Origin of the sequence: Tannerella sp., assembly GCF_052170195.1 — a bacterium.
GTDB lineage: Bacteria > Bacteroidota > Bacteroidia > Bacteroidales > Tannerellaceae > Tannerella.
The window spans coordinates 1-12,306 of the sequence record NZ_JBQNAZ010000013.1; the positions used below are offsets into that span (position 1 = coordinate 1).

At 47.0% G+C, this 12,306-nt stretch carries 20 protein-coding genes; 5 read left to right on the forward strand and 15 right to left on the reverse strand.

Annotated features, from left to right (window positions below; translation table 11 throughout):
• Positions 1-247 precede the first annotated feature (247 nt).
• Together ACTTKA_RS05290 and ACTTKA_RS05295 are read left to right on the forward strand one after the other, a co-directional pair.
• Positions 248-823 (forward strand): AAA family ATPase, encoded by a 576-nt coding sequence (locus tag ACTTKA_RS05290; RefSeq protein ID WP_442724245.1) that lies wholly within the window; start codon positions 248-250, stop codon positions 821-823.
• Positions 816-971: a hypothetical protein gene (locus tag ACTTKA_RS05295; protein ID WP_167536503.1), complete on the forward strand. Its 156-nt coding sequence runs from the start codon at positions 816-818 to the stop codon at positions 969-971. The genes ACTTKA_RS05290 and ACTTKA_RS05295 overlap by 8 nt, the downstream gene beginning before the upstream one ends.
• A 507-nt stretch (positions 972-1,478) precedes the next feature.
• On the opposite strand, the gene ACTTKA_RS05300 is transcribed toward ACTTKA_RS05295, so the two are convergent.
• Both ACTTKA_RS05300 and ACTTKA_RS05305 read right to left on the reverse strand, forming a co-directional pair.
• A complete protein-coding gene (locus tag ACTTKA_RS05300) occupies positions 1,479-1,856 on the reverse strand; it encodes a VOC family protein (RefSeq protein ID WP_442724246.1) in 378 nt (125 codons plus the stop codon).
• Positions 1,857-1,867: 11 nt separating this feature from the next.
• Positions 1,868-2,578 carry an MBL fold metallo-hydrolase gene (locus ACTTKA_RS05305; RefSeq protein WP_442724247.1) on the reverse strand — a complete coding sequence of 237 codons (711 nt, stop codon included), beginning with the start codon at positions 2,576-2,578 and terminating at the stop codon, positions 1,868-1,870.
• 252 nt (positions 2,579-2,830) lie between these two features.
• On the opposite strand from ACTTKA_RS05305, the gene ACTTKA_RS05310 reads away from it, so the two are divergent.
• From ACTTKA_RS05310 to ACTTKA_RS05320, 3 genes are read left to right on the forward strand one after another with little or no spacing between them, the layout of a single operon-like run.
• Positions 2,831-3,508: a DUF3575 domain-containing protein gene (locus ACTTKA_RS05310; protein WP_442724248.1), complete on the forward strand. Its 678-nt coding sequence runs from the start codon at positions 2,831-2,833 to the stop codon at positions 3,506-3,508.
• Positions 3,509-3,553: 45 nt separating this feature from the next.
• Entirely contained in the window at positions 3,554-4,297 is a 744-nt protein-coding gene (locus ACTTKA_RS05315) for an MlaE family ABC transporter permease (RefSeq protein ID WP_442714460.1), read from the forward strand.
• Positions 4,297-5,070, forward strand: coding sequence for an ABC transporter ATP-binding protein (locus ACTTKA_RS05320; RefSeq protein WP_442714461.1), 774 nt, complete (start codon positions 4,297-4,299; stop codon positions 5,068-5,070). Before ACTTKA_RS05315 ends, ACTTKA_RS05320 begins: the two co-directional genes overlap by 1 nt.
• A 133-nt stretch (positions 5,071-5,203) precedes the next feature.
• Here the strand turns inward: ACTTKA_RS05320 and rplQ are convergent, their stop codons facing one another.
• From rplQ to rplR, 13 genes are all read right to left on the reverse strand, one after another.
• The gene (gene rplQ, locus ACTTKA_RS05325; RefSeq protein ID WP_442714466.1) at positions 5,204-5,683 is read right to left on the reverse strand and encodes a 50S ribosomal protein L17; all 480 of its coding nucleotides are present in this window, start codon (positions 5,681-5,683) and stop codon (positions 5,204-5,206) included.
• Positions 5,684-5,689: 6 nt separating this feature from the next.
• Positions 5,690-6,682, reverse strand: coding sequence for a DNA-directed RNA polymerase subunit alpha (locus tag ACTTKA_RS05330; RefSeq protein ID WP_442724249.1), 993 nt, complete (start codon positions 6,680-6,682; stop codon positions 5,690-5,692).
• Between the two features lie 7 nt (positions 6,683-6,689).
• Complete coding sequence (gene rpsD, locus ACTTKA_RS05335; protein ID WP_442714468.1) at positions 6,690-7,295, reverse strand: 30S ribosomal protein S4; 606 nt, start codon at positions 7,293-7,295, stop codon at positions 6,690-6,692.
• A 115-nt stretch (positions 7,296-7,410) separates the two neighbouring features.
• Complete coding sequence (rpsK, locus tag ACTTKA_RS05340) at positions 7,411-7,800, reverse strand: 30S ribosomal protein S11 (protein ID WP_014224921.1); 390 nt, start codon at positions 7,798-7,800, stop codon at positions 7,411-7,413.
• A gap of 9 nt (positions 7,801-7,809) precedes the next feature.
• A complete protein-coding gene (gene rpsM / locus ACTTKA_RS05345; protein ID WP_124752208.1) occupies positions 7,810-8,190 on the reverse strand; it encodes a 30S ribosomal protein S13 in 381 nt (126 codons plus the stop codon).
• A 36-nt stretch (positions 8,191-8,226) separates the two neighbouring features.
• Positions 8,227-8,343 (reverse strand): type B 50S ribosomal protein L36, encoded by a 117-nt coding sequence (gene ykgO / locus ACTTKA_RS05350; protein ID WP_014224919.1) that lies wholly within the window; start codon positions 8,341-8,343, stop codon positions 8,227-8,229.
• A 25-nt stretch (positions 8,344-8,368) separates the two neighbouring features.
• Positions 8,369-8,587 carry a translation initiation factor IF-1 gene (gene infA / locus ACTTKA_RS05355; protein WP_014224918.1) on the reverse strand — a complete coding sequence of 73 codons (219 nt, stop codon included), beginning with the start codon at positions 8,585-8,587 and terminating at the stop codon, positions 8,369-8,371.
• 3 nt (positions 8,588-8,590) lie between these two features.
• Complete coding sequence (gene map, locus ACTTKA_RS05360; protein ID WP_442714469.1) at positions 8,591-9,373, reverse strand: type I methionyl aminopeptidase; 783 nt, start codon at positions 9,371-9,373, stop codon at positions 8,591-8,593.
• Between the two features lie 2 nt (positions 9,374-9,375).
• Positions 9,376-10,716, reverse strand: coding sequence for a preprotein translocase subunit SecY (gene secY, locus ACTTKA_RS05365; RefSeq protein WP_442714470.1), 1,341 nt, complete (start codon positions 10,714-10,716; stop codon positions 9,376-9,378).
• A 2-nt stretch (positions 10,717-10,718) separates the two neighbouring features.
• The gene (rplO, locus tag ACTTKA_RS05370) at positions 10,719-11,189 is read right to left on the reverse strand and encodes a 50S ribosomal protein L15 (protein ID WP_442714471.1); all 471 of its coding nucleotides are present in this window, start codon (positions 11,187-11,189) and stop codon (positions 10,719-10,721) included.
• Positions 11,190-11,241: 52 nt separating this feature from the next.
• Complete coding sequence (gene rpmD, locus ACTTKA_RS05375) at positions 11,242-11,418, reverse strand: 50S ribosomal protein L30 (protein ID WP_442714472.1); 177 nt, start codon at positions 11,416-11,418, stop codon at positions 11,242-11,244.
• 17 nt (positions 11,419-11,435) lie between these two features.
• A complete protein-coding gene (rpsE, locus tag ACTTKA_RS05380) occupies positions 11,436-11,951 on the reverse strand; it encodes a 30S ribosomal protein S5 (protein ID WP_124752213.1) in 516 nt (171 codons plus the stop codon).
• A 5-nt stretch (positions 11,952-11,956) separates the two neighbouring features.
• On the reverse strand, positions 11,957-12,301 hold the full coding sequence (gene rplR, locus ACTTKA_RS05385) for a 50S ribosomal protein L18 (protein ID WP_014224912.1): 345 nt from the start codon (positions 12,299-12,301) through the stop codon (positions 11,957-11,959).
• Positions 12,302-12,306 lie beyond the last annotated feature (5 nt).

The following is a 12,306-nucleotide window of genomic DNA, read 5'->3' on the forward strand; positions in this document are numbered from 1 at the left end:
GCCCCATCCCGCAAGGGTGGGGTATCGACATCCGGACCTTGTTCGGAGGGCTGAAAGCCTGAATGAAATTCATTCTTATTTCTTCTATCGCGGAATCTGGGTTAAAAAAGCGACGAAAAACCAAAAAAAAAGATGCAAATCGGCAGCAAAAACGGTCTTTTTCTGCGTTTATTGTCTTTTTTCAGAAAAAAAGCATGGTTGTTACAAAAAGATTACATACCTTTGCCTCAAGTAACCATTAAAAGTTGTGCCGTACTTATATATTATATCCGGATGTAATGGGGCAGGAAAAACAACGGCCTCATATACGATCTTGCCGGAGATGCTGGGCTGTAAAGAGTTTGTCAATTCGGACGAAATAGCGAAGGGACTGTCACCTTTCAATGCCGACAGTATCACGGTTGCCGTAGAAGCCAGCCGGATTATGTATAAGCGAATCAGAGAGTTGATCTCGGCAAACAAGACTTTTGCATTAGAGACGACCTTGGCCAGTCGTTCGATTGCCAGGCTGTTGCAGAATGCACAGGAAAAAGGATATTATGTGACATTGCTTTACTTTTGGCTCAATACGCCCGATTTGGCGGTGGAGCGGGTACGCAACCGAGTCATGGCAGGAGGGCATAATGTAACGGAAAGTACAGTGCGCAGGCGTTATGTAACCGGCATTCAGAATCTTTTCCAGTTGTATATCCCGATTTGTGACTATTGGATGATTACCGACAATTCGTTATCCCCGATGGAGGTGATTGCCAAAGGCTTTAAGAATGGAAAGAAAGAAATTTATAACACTGTTGTTTATAATAAATTAGAAACTTATGAATGAACGAGAGTTAAGCAAATTTGAAGAAAACGTCGTAAAAGGAGCCAGCTTGGCGTTTCAACGTTTGGTCAAGAAAAGAAAAGAGGAAAACGGAGAATTAGTTTTTGCTCGCAACGGACAAATATTTCGTGTAAAAGCCGTTGATTTGTAAGACAAACAGACTTTTCGACGAGAAAACGTCCGCCATTTCAATTAGCAAAAGACTATTTATATATCATCGATACCGCTTGACATAAGGAATACATTTTTACTCTTTCTTACTGTTTGATTGATTGTCGCAAAACGATGCAGTTATCCCCATCGTCTTTGTGTCTCTGTTTTTATCCCCGTACCAGATTGTCGGCGGCAACAATTCTTTAGAACTCCTGCGACTGCGGTTATTTTTCTATAGCTGAACATCCCCGGCAGAGGGCTGCAAACCTGACTTTTCATACAACAAAAGTCTTATTGGACAGCTGATCACATAGATCAGCAGAAGGCATGGTTAGGGGAGCAGACAAACACAAGGGGCAGACTCCGTCCCCATATAGGAATTGCTTTCCCCTACGTGGGAAATTGTTTCCCCTACGTGGGGGACGATTCGTCCCACGTGGAAGGAGTTTCGTCCGAAATCGAAAGGCTTGTAAGGACGCAATGAATTGCGTCTCTACTACACCTCCTATTGTTCGGGCAGGATTTCGATCCAATACCCGTCAGGGTCTTCGATAAAATAGAGCCCCATTTCTTCATTTTCGAAACATACGCACCCCATTTCCTTGTGATAACGCCGTACCTCGTCGTAATCGCCGGGAACACGCATGCAGAGATGATACTCACATTCTCCGAGGTCGTAAGGTTCGACACGGTCGCGCAACCATGTGAGTTCAAGCAGAAAGTCGGTCTGTTCGTCGGTCAGATAGACCAGAATAAACGAGCCGTCGGCCGCCACTTTCCGACGCTTTTCCTTTAACCCCAACGCCTTCTTATAAAACGCCAGACTGCGCTCCAAATCCAGCACATTAAAATTGTAATGATCGAATTTACTTTTGATAACCATTCTATTTCGATTTAAAAAGTGATACTTTCTCCTGTTTTTGTCCATCCGGCGAAATGACATCCCGCCCTTTCGGCATACGATCGGAAAGCGTTTGCCGTCTCGTACGACTCTCCGAAATGCATCGGCGCAAACCAATCCGTACGAATCGCATCGACAAACTGTTCCGCCCCGCGCATGTAGTTCGTTCCCAACCTCGCATCGACGGGAAACATCGCTAAATCGAGATGCTTCGTCACATTCGTCAAGGTTTTGAGCTCGCGAAGATAAAGTCGTTCGCTGGCCATCGCTTCTTCTTCCGTCGACTCCTCGTCCCAATGCCAGTTATTGAGATCGCCCGCGTGAAAAATCATTTTCTCCTCGGTCTGAATCAGAAACGAGACACCGACATCCGTCGAGCCGAAAGCCTTGACACGAACAAGTTCATCCTCCCACACGTCTCCCTTGATTAAAAAGGAGGCATCGTCTGCCGAAACAAGTTTCTTTTTCAAGATGTCTTTTGAAAACACATAGCGGATGTCGGGACATTTCTCCTTCCAAGTCAATATCTCCGGATTAAAATGATCGGGATGCCAGTGCGTACAAAGCACATACACTCGCCCGGAGAAATTCGACAAAGCACGTTCTACGACCTTGTTTTCCGAATCTTTCCAATAATCGATAATCAGTATGCTTCGCTCGTTTTCCAGAAGATATCCACTGTGAAAGATATATGTCAGTTTCATTCGTTATTCGTTTTTTTTTTGCAAAGGTACATTTTTTGCCCCAATCCCTCCTCGTCCCTTCGATTCATTCAGGTCCCATTTCTCTTTTCGTTTCCCGGAAAAATCATATCTTTGTGCCGACTTACCGGAACGAAATTACCAATTCTCCACATCGTCCGGTCACAGGTCAACTAAATCAAGCAAACATTTTTTGAGGAAACTGCTCCCTGCGAGACGAAAGTCCTGCAGGGAGGAAAAGAACGTATAATAACGATGAGAAAAAGAATGTTTGTGATATGCGTGGGATGGGTAACGGCCATCGCCGCCTGCGCACAAAAAGTGGCCGTAAAAAGCAATGTGCTTTACGATTTGACGACGACGATCAACGTCGGCGTCGAATATGCGCTTTCCGACCGGTGGACAATAGAGGTCAGCGGCAATTATAACCCGTGGACGTTCACTCAAACCATCAAAAACGGAGACGGAACGGTGTTAGAACGATACGACGGAATGTTGCGCCATTGGATGGTACAGCCCGAAGTAAGGCGATGGTTGCGCCACACGTTCGACGGCCATTTCGTCGGTCTGCACGCGCTGGCAGGCCAATATAACTGCGGAGGGCTGGGTATCCTGCCCAACGGATGGGCCGACGGACTGCAAGGTGCCGACGGACTGCAACACAAGCGCTTCGAGGGATGGATGGCCGGTGCAGGTGCGGCATACGGATATCTTCTGAAACTGAAGGGACGACTTTGGGTCGAATTTTCGATCGGAGCAGGCTACCTCTATCTCGACTACGACAAATATTCACCCCGCGAAAGCAAGCCGAGAGAAGACAGCCGTTATGCACATTATTTCGGACTGACAAAGGTTGGTGTCTCGGCTGTCTTCCTGCTCAAACAGTCCCCGCGCCGAAGCCATACGACACCCCGCTTGGGTTTTAGCAATTAAAATCATACCTTTGCACCGCGAACAAAAAAACAGAACATAAAGCGCATGATCAAAGCATTGCAGCAATTGGGCGAGTATGTCTTGCTGATGAATAAAGTGTTCACCATCCCGACACGATGGAGCATGTTCTTCAAGCAATTGATGCGTGAAATCTATAAGCTCGGCGTCGATTCGATCTGGATCGTCGTCATCATCTCCGTCTTTATCGGGACGGTTATCGCCATACAGATCTCGCTGAACATCACCTCGCCGCTTATCCCTAAATTTACCATCGGATATACGACGCGCGAAATCATCCTGCTCGAATTTTCGTCGTCGATCATGTGTCTGATTCTGGCCGGGAAGGTAGGCAGTAACATCGCCTCCGAAATCGGGACGATGCGGGTAACCGAACAAATCGATGCCATGGAAATTATGGGAATCAATTCGGCCAATTTCCTGATCATGCCGAAAATTGCAGGGATGATGCTCTTTATCCCCGTACTCGTAATATTCAGTATGACGACCGGCATCTTCGGTGGTATGTTCGCCAGCTATATCGTAGATGGGATGACCCCTTCATCGTTCGAATTCGGGTTACAATATTTCTTCAACCCGTTCTACATCTCCTATTCGATGATCAAGTCGGTCGTCTATGCCTTTATCATCTCTTCGGTCGCCTCCTTTTTCGGTTATAACCTGAAAGGCGGCTCGCTCGAAGTAGGTAAAGCCAGTACGAACGCCATCGTCATCAGCAGCATCCTGATCCTGCTGGCCGACGTAGTCTTAACCCAAATCATGCTTACCTGATGATCGAGATCAAGAATCTGGCAAAAGCCTTCGACGGACGCACCGTACTCAACGACATCAACGCCGTCTTCGAAACAGGAAAAACCAATCTCATCATCGGACGCAGCGGATCGGGCAAAACCGTTATGCTCAAAAGCATCATCGGACTGATTCGCCCTGACGAAGGAGAAGTCTTATACGACGGTCGTAACATCGTCCGGATGAGCAAAACGGAGCTGAACCTGCTGCGCCGCGAAACGGGCGTACTCTTTCAAGGCTCGGCACTCTTCGACAGCATGACGGTGCTCGAAAACGTGATGTTTCCGCTCGATATGTTCTCGAAAGAAACAGCCCGCGAACGTGAGAAACGCGCCAGATTCTGTCTCGAACGCGTGAATCTTTCCGAAGCATGCGACCTCTATCCCTCCGAAATCAGCGGGGGAATGATGAAACGAGCGGCCATCGCCCGCGCCATCGCGCTGCAACCCCAATACCTGCTCTGTGACGAACCGAACTCCGGACTCGACCCGAAAACCTCGTTAGTCATCGATAATCTGATCCAGAGCATCACGAAAGAATACAACATGACGACGATCATCAATACGCACGACATGAATTCGGTCATGAACATGGGCGAAAACATTGTCTTTATCAAGGAAGGGGTGAAAGAGTGGCAGGGTACCAAAGAACAGGTCGTTTCATCGAACAATAAAGCGCTGAACGATTTTATCTTCGCTTCCGATCTGCTGCGCAAAGCCAGTGAGCTGGAAGAGCAGCAACTGCGCGAAGGATAAGCCCTCTGCAATCCGCCCTGCATCCTTCAAAGCGGATCCGACCGGGTCCCCTTTCCAATACAACACAAAAAAATGCAGGTTCCCGCGTGCCTTACGCGAAATCCTGCATTTTCACTATCTACTGCTATGTGTATTACTCTGCCGCTTTTTCTTCGGCCGGGGTCTCGGCTACCACCGTCGCATCGCTGGCGCTCTTCTTACGCGAACGACGCGTCTTGGCTGCCGTCTTCTTCGTTTTAGCCGTCAACATGTTTTCGTTGAAGTCTACCAGTTCGATAAAGCACATGGCGGCATTGTCGCCGGCACGCGTACCCGTCTTAATGATACGGGTATATCCACCCGGACGATCCATCACCTTCGGCGATATTTCGGTAAAAAGAATTTTCACCGCATATTTGTCCTGCAACGAAGCAAATACGACACGCTGTGAATGATTCGTTACCTCTTTCGACTTCGTGATCAGCGGCTCTACGTATTTGCGTAATGCTTTCGCTTTGGCCGTAGTGGTAAAGATACGTTTATGTTTAATCAGCGACGATGCCATGTTGGCAAACATCGCTTCACGATGCGCCTTCGTGCGTCCCAAATGATTTACTTTCTTATTGTGTCTCATCGTTTTTTACTCTTTATCTAATTTATATTTTGAAATATCCATTCCGAAGGAGAGATTCAGATTCTCCAACAATTCGTCCAATTCAGTGAGCGATTTCTTCCCGAAATTGCGGAACTTCAACAAGTCGTTCTTGTTAAACTGCACCAACTCACCTACCGTATCCACATCGGCCGCCTTGAGGCAATTCAACGCGCGAACAGAGAGGTTCATGTCAATCAGTCTCGTCTTGAGCAGTTGACGCATGTGCAGAATGTCTTCGTCAAACTCTTCGTTTCCGTCAACATCAATCGTCTCCACAGCAATCTTTTCGTCGGAGAAAAGCATGAAGTGATGAATCAAGATCTTAGCCGCTTCTTTCAACGCATCTTTAGGATGAATCGAACCGTCCGTGGTGATTTCGAACAGAAGTTTCTCATAGTCGGTCTTCTGTTCTACACGAAAGTTCTCCACCGTATATTTCACATTGCGTATCGGCGTGTAAACGGAATCGATAGCTATGACCTGCACATCGGGGTTCGACGGATCTGCATTCTCTTCAGCCAGCACATAGCCGCGTCCCTTGTTCATGGTCAGCTCCATCTGGAACGAAGTTTTCGGATCCAAATGACAAATTTCCAATTTGGGATTCAGGATTTCGAAACCTGCGGGTTTCAGATCACCGGCTTTCAGCACCTCCGTATTGGCCACGGTCAAAACTACCTTGGGCAGCTCTTCCATCTCTTCGGCGATGCATTTAAAGCGCACCTGTTTCAGATTCAGGATGATGTTTGTCACATCTTCCATCACCCCCGGAATGGTTGCAAATTCATGATCCACCCCTTCGATTTTCACTGACGAGAAGGCGTAACCTTCCAGCGAAGATAAGAGAATACGGCGTAACGCATTACCGATGGTAATACCATAACCCGGTTCCAGCGGACGAAACTCAAACTTTCCGAAGAAGTTGTTCGCCTCCAACATCAAGACTTTATCAGGTTTCTGAAATGCTAATATCGCCATAAGATCATTATTTAGAGTACAATTCGACAATCAGCTGTTCCTTGATGTTTTCAGGAATATCCGCACGTTCAGGCACGTGAAGGAACTTTCCGCTCATCGCGCTCTGCTCCCACTCGATCCACGGATATTTACTGTGATTAAATCCGGAAAGGGCATCGCTGATCACTTCGAGCGATTTCGACTTCTCGCGTACGCCGATAATCTGACCGGGCTTCACACTGTACGACGGGATGTTCACGACTTTACCATCGACTACGATATGACGATGCGACACGAGCTGACGGGCGGCGTCGCGCGTCGGAGCCAGTCCGAGACGGAACACGATATTATCGAGTCGGCTTTCGAGCAACTGCAACAATACCTCACCGGTAATTCCTTTTGAACGGGATGCTTTTTCAAACATGTTCCGGAACTGTTTCTCAAGTACGCCGTAAGTATATTTTGCTTTCTGCTTCTCACGTAACTGCACGCCATATTCCGATGTTTTACGTCTGCGGTTGTTTCCGTGCTGTCCGGGAGGATAGTTCTTTTTCGAAAGGACTTTATCCGCGCCGAATATCGCTTCGCCAAACTTACGGGCAATTTTTGTTTTTGGTCCTGTATATCTTGCCATTTTATTCTTTATTTTTAATCGTTCTTCGGAATCCCGGAATCGTGCAGCCGCGATTGCAGAGAGGGTGAATAGTGCAATCTAATCACGTCTTCAGAGAATTCACTTGATCTGTTAATTATACTTTTCTTCTTTTGGGCGGACGGCAGCCATTGTGCGGCAGCGGCGTCACATCGATAATTTCCGACACTTCAATACCGGCTCCGTGAATGGTACGAATAGCCGATTCACGACCGTTACCCGGCCCTTTGATATACACTTTCACCTTGCGCAGGCCTAAATCATACGCCACCTTGGCGCAGTCTTGAGCAGCCATCTGAGCGGCATAGGGCGTGTTCTTTTTCGAACTGCGGAACCCCATCTTACCGGCCGACGACCAACTGATTACCTGACCATCATTATTGGTAAGCGACACAATAATGTTGTTGAAAGAAGAATGGATATGGGCTTGACCATACGCCTCTACTTTCACTTTTCTCTTTTTTGCTGCGACTGTTTTCTTTGCCATCTTTACTGATTATTTTGTAGCTTTTTTCTTGTTTGCAACTGTCTTTTTCCTTCCCTTACGCGTACGGGCATTGTTCTTTGTGCTCTGACCACGCAACGGCAGACCGATACGGTGACGCACACCACGGTAACAACCGATATCCATCAAACGCTTAATGTTCAATTGTACTTCCGAGCGAAGATCACCTTCCACCTTATATCCTTCACCAATGACCTCACGAATCTTAGCCGCCTGATCATCCGTCCAATCTTTGACTTTGATATTCTTATCAACGCCAGCTTTTTCTAAAATCGAGTTGGAAGCGCTGCGACCGATACCGAAGATATAGGTCAATGCGATTTCCCCTCTCTTGTCCTGTGGCAAGTCCACACCAACTATTCTTATCGCCATATTATTTAGATCTTTATTTATATTTGCTGTTTACTACTAACCCTGACGTACTTTGAACTTGGGGTTCTTTTTATTAATCACATATAAACGCCCCTTCCGGCGTACAATCTTGCAATCGGGCGTCCGTTTCTTTAAAGATGTTCTTACTTTCATCGTTCTATCTTGTTTTTAGTTTTTCTCATTTATAGCGGAATGATATCCGACCTTTCGACAAATCATAAGGCGACATTTCTACGCGCACCTTATCGCCGGGAAGTATCTTGATATAATGCATCCGCATCTTCCCCGATATATGTGCCGTAATCTCGTGCCCGTTCTCCAGCTCGACCCGAAACATTGCGTTCGACAATGCTTCCACGATCACTCCGTCCTGTTCTATTGCAGCTTGTTTAGCCATATATTATATTTCTTTTCCTACTACTTCTTCCAAATATTCGAATGATGAGAGAATCATCGGCCCTTCGGGACGTATGGCAATACAGTGCTCAAAATGCGCCGAGCATTTTCTGTCTTTCGTCCGTACAGTCCAGCCGTCCGATTCAAACACGACATGTTTACCGCCCTGATTGATCATCGGCTCGATACAGATACACATTCCGCTCTTCAGTACCGGTCCGCAACCGCGGCGCCCGTAATTGGGGACTTCCGGCTCTTCGTGCATCTTGCGTCCGCATCCATGCCCGACCAGCTCACGTACGACCGAGTAGTTTTGCTTCTCGCAATAGGTCTGCACCGCACTGCTGATGTCACCGACCCGATTTCCGACACGGGCTTGTTCGATTCCTTTGTACAAAGCTTCTTTCGTCGTACGCAACAACTTACGGACATCTTCAGCGACGTTACCGACACAAAACGTGTAAGCAGAGTCACCCACGAAACCGTTCAGCTTCGTCCCGCAATCGATCGAGACGATATCTCCGTCTTTCAAAACATCTTTATCCGACGGGATTCCATGCACGACATGTTCATTGATCGATGTACAAATCGAATTCGGGAAACCTCCGTATCCCAGAAAAGCAGGTTCCGCGCCATGATCGCGTATGAATGCTTCGGCAATCTTATCCAACTGGAGGGTAGTGACTCCCGGCGCAATGTGTTTCGCCAATTCGCCCAGAGTCTTTCCCACCAATTGATTCGCGGCGCGCATCAATTCTATCTCTTCATCCGTCTTCAGATAGATCATCGTTAATATGCGGCTATAGAACCTGTGCGTCCTTTGATGCGTCCTGATTTTAACAAGCCATCATAATGACGCATCAAGAGATGACTTTCTATTTGCTGCAAGGTATCCAATACGACACCGACCAGAATCAACAACGATGTACCGCCGAAGAATTGCGCAAAACCTTGACTGATTCCCAAGATCCGTGCAAAAGCCGGCATAATAGCCACGATGGCAAGGAAGATCGCACCCGGAAGCGTGATCCGGCTCATAATCTCGTCCAAGAATTCTTTCGTAGCCTTTCCCGGTTTTACTCCCGGGATAAATCCGTTGTTACGCTTCAAGTCGTCTGCCATTTGAGTCGGATTAATCGTAATGGCCGTATAAAAATACGTAAATGCGATAATCAACAAGGCAAAGACAAAGTTGTACCAGAATCCCGTATTATCCATAAATGCCTGCATGAAAGCACTGTTTTCGCCCTTACTGGAAAATCCCGCAAGCGAAATCGGAATAAACATAATTGCCTGAGCAAAGATGATCGGCATCACGTTAGCAGCATTTACCTTCAACGGAATATACTGACGCGCACCGCCATACTGTTTGTTTCCGATGATGCGTTTCGCATACTGAACAACGACTTTACGTGTTCCCTGTACTAACAAAATCGCACCGGCCATCACCAGAAGCAGGAACAAAATTTCAAAGAGGAACATCACCAGACCTCCGGATTTCTCCGTCACCCGCGATGTAAATTCTTCGAAGAGCGAATGAGGCAGACGCGCAATGATCCCGATCAGAATGATAAAAGATATACCGTTACCAATTCCTTTGTCGGTAATACGCTCACCCAGCCAAAGGACAAACATACTTCCTCCCGCCATGATGATGGTTGAAGAAACTTTAAACCACCAGTCGGTAGGCATCGCCGCTCCTGCACTTCTGAGCTGCACGTTCAGGTTCACCAGATAGGCCGATCCTTGCAGAATCAGCACAATCACGGTGAGATAACGCGTCCATTGATTAATTTTTTTCCGTCCGCTCTCTCCTTCACGCTGCATCTTCTGAAACGAAGGAATCACAATCGCTGCCAACTGCATCACAATCGAAGCAGAGATATAAGGCATGATTCCCAAGGCAAAAATCGACGCGTTCGAGAATGCACCTCCCGAGAACATGTCCAAAAGCGCCATCAGTCCACCGCGTGTTTGTTCGCCCAGTGCCGTCAGGTCTTTCGGATCGATACCGGGAAGTACGATATATGTGCCGAAGCGATAAATCAGCACCAATAAAAGCGTTATCAGGATACGCTTCCGCAGATCCTCTATCTTCCAGATATTTTTAATTGTCTCAATTGCTCTCATAATTATTCCGCTTTTTCGGCGTTGTCACCCAGTTTGGAAACCGTACCGCCGACTGCCACAATGGCCTCTTCCGCCTTTTTCGAGAAAGCATGTGCTTCAACATCGACTTTTGCAGACAAGGTGCCTTTGGCAAGTACTTTGACTAATTGCGAGGCAGAAATAAAGCCGGCACTCCGCAGTTCTTCCAGCCCGATCTTGTTCAGACTCTTCGCTTCGGCAAGCTCCTGCAAAGTCGAAAGATTAATCGCCTTGTAGGTAACCCGATTGATATTCTTAAAGCCGAACTTCGGCAAACGCCGTTGAATAGGCATCTGTCCACCTTCGAATCCCACTTTGTGTTTGTAGCCCGAGCGCGATTTAGCCCCTTTGTGACCTCTTGTCGAAGTGCCACCCAGGCCCGAACCCGGACCGCGACCGATACGTTTTCTGGTTTTTACCGAACCTGCTGCCGGTTTCAAATTAGATAAATTCATATCAATTTCTATTTTTTACCGGACACCTTTCTATAAAAGCGTCCTTCGATTATTATTTTTCAATTGAAACTAAATGTTTCACCACCTCTACCATTCCCCGGATCGAAGGAGTATCCTCGTGTTCAACGACACGATTCATTTTTCTCAGTCCTAATGCATCCAATGTTCTTTTCTGAACCTGCGGGCATTTAATTCTGCTTCTTACTTGTTTTATTTTAATTGTTGCCATTCGAACTTCCTCCTTCTTTATCCTTTAAATACTTTTTCAACCGACACGTTTCTGTTTTGTGCCACCATGGCCGGACTTCTCAGTTCGCTCAGAGCAGCGATCGTCGCTTTTACCAAGTTATGCGGGTTGGATGATCCTTTGGATTTAGCCAACACGTCCGTAATACCAACGCTTTCCAAAACAGCGCGCATAGCACCTCCGGCTTTCACACCGGTACCGAGAGTAGCCGGTTTGATCAGGACTTCGGCTCCGCCAAACTTTGCCGCTTGCTCATGAGGAATCGTTCCCTTATGAATGGGAATACGAACCAGGTTCTTTTTTGCCGACTCCGTACCTTTCGAAATTGCGGTCGTTACTTCACTGGCTTTTCCCAAGCCCCATCCGACAATACCATTTTCATTTCCGACTACGACGATGGCGGCAAAACTGAATGTACGTCCACCTTTCGTCACTTTCGTCACACGATTTATCGCTACCAAGCGATCTTTCAGTTCTAAATCGTTCGTCGATTTTACTCTATTATTTATTGCCATCTTTCTTAAAATTTAAGGCCGCCTTTCCGTGCAGCATCGGCTAATTCTTTAACTCTCCCATGATACAGGTATCCGTTACGGTCGAACACCACGGCCTGTACACCGGCTTCCTGTGCATTTTTTGCAATCACTTCGCCAACTTTCGCAGCGATTTCCTTCTTCGGAGCTTTGTCCGCCAACTTCAACGACGAAGCAGCAGCCAACGTCTTTCCGGTCGTATCATCGATTACCTGTGCGTAAATCTGCTTGTTGCTTCTGAACACTGTCAGACGTGGGCATTCCGAGGTACCTGATACTTTATTTCGTATGCTTTGTTTGATTCTTAATCTTCTTGTTTCTTTCGTTGCCATATATA

Excerpts from the sequence above, each read along its gene's own strand:
- ACTTKA_RS05295 (WP_167536503.1), top strand. The coding sequence starts at position 816 with ATGAATGAACGAGAGTTAAGCAAATTTGAAGAAAACGTCGTAAAAGGA.
- ACTTKA_RS05300 (WP_442724246.1), bottom strand. The coding sequence starts at position 1,856 with ATGGTTATCAAAAGTAAATTCGATCATTACAATTTTAATGTGCTGGAT.
- ACTTKA_RS05305 (WP_442724247.1), bottom strand. The coding sequence starts at position 2,578 with ATGAAACTGACATATATCTTTCACAGTGGATATCTTCTGGAAAACGAG.
- ACTTKA_RS05310 (WP_442724248.1), top strand. The coding sequence starts at position 2,831 with ATGAGAAAAAGAATGTTTGTGATATGCGTGGGATGGGTAACGGCCATC.
- ACTTKA_RS05315 (WP_442714460.1), top strand. The coding sequence starts at position 3,554 with ATGATCAAAGCATTGCAGCAATTGGGCGAGTATGTCTTGCTGATGAAT.
- ACTTKA_RS05320 (WP_442714461.1), top strand. The coding sequence starts at position 4,297 with ATGATCGAGATCAAGAATCTGGCAAAAGCCTTCGACGGACGCACCGTA.
- rplQ (WP_442714466.1), bottom strand. The coding sequence starts at position 5,683 with ATGAGACACAATAAGAAAGTAAATCATTTGGGACGCACGAAGGCGCAT.
- ACTTKA_RS05330 (WP_442724249.1), bottom strand. The coding sequence starts at position 6,682 with ATGGCGATATTAGCATTTCAGAAACCTGATAAAGTCTTGATGTTGGAG.
- rpsD (WP_442714468.1), bottom strand. The coding sequence starts at position 7,295 with ATGGCAAGATATACAGGACCAAAAACAAAAATTGCCCGTAAGTTTGGC.
- rpsK (WP_014224921.1), bottom strand. The coding sequence starts at position 7,800 with ATGGCAAAGAAAACAGTCGCAGCAAAAAAGAGAAAAGTGAAAGTAGAG.
- rpsM (WP_124752208.1), bottom strand. The coding sequence starts at position 8,190 with ATGGCGATAAGAATAGTTGGTGTGGACTTGCCACAGGACAAGAGAGGG.
- ykgO (WP_014224919.1), bottom strand. The coding sequence starts at position 8,343 with ATGAAAGTAAGAACATCTTTAAAGAAACGGACGCCCGATTGCAAGATT.
- infA (WP_014224918.1), bottom strand. The coding sequence starts at position 8,587 with ATGGCTAAACAAGCTGCAATAGAACAGGACGGAGTGATCGTGGAAGCA.
- map (WP_442714469.1), bottom strand. The coding sequence starts at position 9,373 with ATGATCTATCTGAAGACGGATGAAGAGATAGAATTGATGCGCGCCGCG.
- secY (WP_442714470.1), bottom strand. The coding sequence starts at position 10,716 with ATGAGAGCAATTGAGACAATTAAAAATATCTGGAAGATAGAGGATCTG.
- rplO (WP_442714471.1), bottom strand. The coding sequence starts at position 11,189 with ATGAATTTATCTAATTTGAAACCGGCAGCAGGTTCGGTAAAAACCAGA.
- rpmD (WP_442714472.1), bottom strand. The coding sequence starts at position 11,418 with ATGGCAACAATTAAAATAAAACAAGTAAGAAGCAGAATTAAATGCCCG.
- rpsE (WP_124752213.1), bottom strand. The coding sequence starts at position 11,951 with ATGGCAATAAATAATAGAGTAAAATCGACGAACGATTTAGAACTGAAA.
- rplR (WP_014224912.1), bottom strand. The coding sequence starts at position 12,301 with ATGGCAACGAAAGAAACAAGAAGATTAAGAATCAAACAAAGCATACGA.